A 3,507-nucleotide genomic window follows, 5' to 3' on the forward strand; every position below is an offset into this window, starting at 1 on the left:
CCTGTCAGCGCGCCGCCGGTCTGACGTGGAGCGAACTCGGCGAGCGCCCCGACGGCGAGGGCGGCATTGTCCCGGCGCGCCCCGAAGCGTGGGGCGACGTGATCCTGGCCCGGAAGGAGACACCGACCAGCTACCATCTGTCCGTCGTCGTCGATGACGCACTTCAGGGCGTCAGCGAGATTGTGCGGGGCCAGGACCTGTTTCACGCCACCTCAGTGCACCGCCTGCTCCAGGTCCTGCTCGGCTTGCCCGAACCCGCCTACCGGCATCACCGGCTGATTTGCGACGAGACTGGGCGGAAGCTGTCGAAATCGAGCCGCTCGACCGGTCTGCGCGCCTTGCGCGCGGCCGGCATCACGCCTGCCGGCATCCGTCAGCTGGTGGGATTAGGTTAAGTTTCTCTGGGGGTTAGCTAAACGTCGCCGTGACTCCGGGGGTTCCGCCGTGCCATGCTTGGCCGACAGCCTGGGGTTCGAAGGGGATACTTCGAAGGGGATTCATGGCGGCGAAAAAGCGCGCAGCGCGCACCACGCGGACGTCCAAGCGACCGCCTCGGAAGCGGTCCGGGCCGGTCGCCCCGTTGCGCAAGCGCAGCATCAAGGTGGTCGCGCCTGATGTGGTCCAGGCGGCGCTCGCCGCCTTTGCCCATGAAGTTCGCACCCCCCTGACCGGCATTCTGGCGATCAGCGACCTGCTCGCGACCTCCGATCTCGGCGAACGGGAACGGCGCTGGGCCGATACGATCAAGGCCGGTGCCGAGCATCTGGCGAGCCTTGCCACGCTGTTCGTGGATGCCGCCAGAACCGGCAAGGGGGCCGGGAAGGGCGGAGGCACGCTGCGACAGGACCTGTTCGACCTGCGAACGCTTGCCCGTAATGCCGGCGATTCGCTGGCCGGCCGGGCCGCGGCCAAGGGGCTGAAGGCCGAGGTGGAAATCTCCGAAAAGCTGGCGGGACTGGTGGTCGGCGATCCCGTCCGCCTGCGCGCCGCGCTCGAGAACCTGATCGACAATGCCGTGAAATTCACCGACCAGGGCGGCGTGGCCCTCGCTGTCGAGCCGTGGCGTCCCGTCAAGGGCAAAGCCAAAGGCAGGGTCGGCGTCGCCTTCGCGGTGTCCGACAGCGGCATCGGCTTGACCATGGCCGAGATCAAGCGGCTGTTCCGCCCGTTCACCCAGGCCAATGTCACCATCGCCTCGCGCTTCGGCGGCGCTGGCCTCGGCCTATCCTCGGTCAAGCAATTGGCGCGTGCGATGGGCGGCGACATCATCGTTGCGCCCCGGCGCGGCGGCGGCGCCACCTTTACGCTGACGGTGTCGCTCGATGCGACGGGATCGGACAAATCTCGCGGGAGGAAGGGCGAAGCCGAACCAGATGCGGTCGCGGCGCTGCGCGTCCTCAGCGTCGAGGACAATCCGTTCGGTCGCGTCGTGCTCAACACCATTCTGACCGAGCTCGGCCATCATGCCGAGTTCATCGGGCGCGGCGAGGACGCCGTGAACCGGCTGGAGCAGGGCGCGTTCGATGCGGTGCTGATGGACATGGTTCTGCCGGGCATCGACGGCGTCGAAGCCATCCGGCGGATCCGCACCATGCCGACGCAGTTGGCTCAGATCCCGATCATCGGAGTTTCCGGTCGCGGCGAGGACGAGGCGGCTTCGCGCGAGGCGGGCGCCGACGCCTTCCTGGTCAAGCCTGTGTCTCCGCGGGCGCTAGCGACTGCGCTGCTTGAAGCGACACGCCGTGAGGAAGTCGCGACTTGATGATCGCGGCGTTGAGCTCGCCGCCGTAAACGAAGATCGCGGCGATGAAGTACAGAAACACCAGCGCGATGATCACCGAGGCGAGCCCCGCATACATCGTCACGTAATTGTTGGCGAAGCGGGCCAGATATTGTCCGAACACGACGCTGGAGATCAGCGAGGCCACGATGGTGAAGACGATGCCGGGCAGGATCTGGAGAAAGCCGCGCCGTCCTGCCGGTAGCCAGGCGTGCAGGATGATCAGCGCCACCACCAGCGCACTGATGGTGATGCCGTAGCGCAGCCAGGTGAGGATGCTCTCATTCGACTCGACGAATAGTGGGATATGGCGCCGTGCCGCTTCGATCAGAAGCGGACCGAGCACGATCAGGAACGCCATGGCGAGCGCGGTAAAAGCTGCAATCAGCGTGTAGGCAATCGATTCGAGCCGCAGCCAGTACCAGCGCCGCATCTCCACCACCGCATAGGCGCGGTTGAGCGCGACCCGGAGCGCCTCGACGCCGTTGGAAGCGAAATAGACCGACAGTGCCGCGCCGATGGTCAGAATGCCGGTGCGGGTCGTGGTCAGCACGTCGTGGACTTCGCCCGAGATCGAATCGGCGACCTGCTTGGGCCAGATCTGCAGCATCAGGCTGGCGGCCTGGTCGGCGAGTTCCTTGGAGCCGAAGAAGCCGGCGAGCGAGGTCAGCACGATCAGGAACGGGAAGAGCGCCATCAGCGTCGACAGCGCGATGTGGCTAGCGATCGCCCAGCCGTCATCGGCGAGGAACGTGTAGAACGCGTCCTCCAACACGACGTAGATGTAGCGGATCGCTTTCATGCGCGACCTACAAGACAGGTGCCGCTCGCTCGCCCCGTGCGCGAGGAGAGGTGAGGGGAGGCGAGCGGCGCAAATCGGAGGTCATCTCGCTACCTTCTGACATTATTGCCCCAAAAGCCAGATCGCGAAGCGCCCCGCCGTCATTCCGGGGGCGCGCGTCGCGCGAGCCCGGAATCCATCTCGCCGCTTGCGACGTGGCCCGATAGATTCCGGGCTCGATGCTGCGCATCGCCCCGGAATGACGGCGGTGGTTGCCGGACCACCATGGCGGACCGGCGCGCACGGTGTTATCACCCCCCAATGGCATCTATCCTGAGTACTTTCATCCTACCGATCGCGGTCGGCGCCGTGGCGTTGGTGCTGCTGCTCGGTCTCATCAACATGATGCGCGGCGGCTCGCCCAACACCTCGCAGAAGCTGATGCGCTGGCGCGTGCTGCTTCAGTTCGTGGCGATCGTCATCGCGATGGCTGCGGTCTGGGCGTTGGGACGATAGGGCATGATCCGGACCCGAAGGGCCGCGTTCGCGCAAAGTGTGAAGCGGTTTTCCAGGATCATGCCCAACACTAAGAGGTCTCCATGGTCACGTTGAACCGCATCTACACGAAGACCGGTGACGACGGCACGACGGCGCTCGGAACCGGCGAGCGGCGTCCGAAATACGATCTGCGCATCGAAGCCTATGGCACCGTCGACGAGACCAACGCTGCCATCGGCGTCGTCAGGCTCCATACCGGCGACATGCCCGAGTTCGACGCGATGCTCGGCCGCATTCAGAACGATCTGTTCGATCTTGGCGCCGATCTCGCGGTCCCCGAACGTGAAGGCAAAGCGGAGCGGCTGCGCGTGGTGGCGAGCCAGGTCGAGCGGCTCGAGCGCGACATCGACGCGCTCAACGACAAGCTCGCGCCGCTGACCTCCTTCGT

Annotated in this window: 5 protein-coding genes; 4 read left to right on the plus strand and 1 reads right to left on the minus strand. The window is 65.8% G+C overall.

Annotated elements, in window-relative coordinates:
- The coding region (locus tag MOV74_RS33975; protein ID WP_246931348.1) for a glutamate--tRNA ligase family protein at positions 1–395 on the plus strand (395 nt) is incomplete at its 5' end.
- 104 nt (positions 396–499) lie between these two features.
- Positions 500–1,762 carry an ATP-binding protein gene (locus MOV74_RS33980; protein WP_246931349.1) on the plus strand — a complete coding sequence of 421 codons (1,263 nt, stop codon included), beginning with the start codon at positions 500–502 and terminating at the stop codon, positions 1,760–1,762.
- On the opposite strand, the gene MOV74_RS33985 is transcribed toward MOV74_RS33980, so the two are convergent.
- Entirely contained in the window at positions 1,689–2,582 is an 894-nt protein-coding gene (locus MOV74_RS33985; protein WP_246931350.1) for a YihY/virulence factor BrkB family protein, read from the minus strand. The two genes, MOV74_RS33980 and MOV74_RS33985, sit on opposite strands and share 74 nt — an antisense overlap.
- 300 nt (positions 2,583–2,882) lie before the next feature.
- Here MOV74_RS33985 and MOV74_RS33990 point away from each other — a divergent pair, with 300 nt between their 5' ends.
- Together MOV74_RS33990 and MOV74_RS33995 are read left to right on the plus strand one after the other, a co-directional pair.
- Entirely contained in the window at positions 2,883–3,077 is a 195-nt protein-coding gene (locus MOV74_RS33990) for a twin transmembrane helix small protein (protein ID WP_246931351.1), read from the plus strand.
- A gap of 83 nt (positions 3,078–3,160) precedes the next feature.
- On the plus strand, positions 3,161–3,507 hold a 347-nt coding region (locus tag MOV74_RS33995; protein WP_246931352.1), incomplete at its 3' end, for an ATP:cob(I)alamin adenosyltransferase.

The sequence above is a fragment of the Bradyrhizobium sp. SHOUNA76 genome (assembly GCF_023006445.1).
Classification (GTDB): Bacteria; Pseudomonadota; Alphaproteobacteria; order Rhizobiales; family Xanthobacteraceae; genus Bradyrhizobium.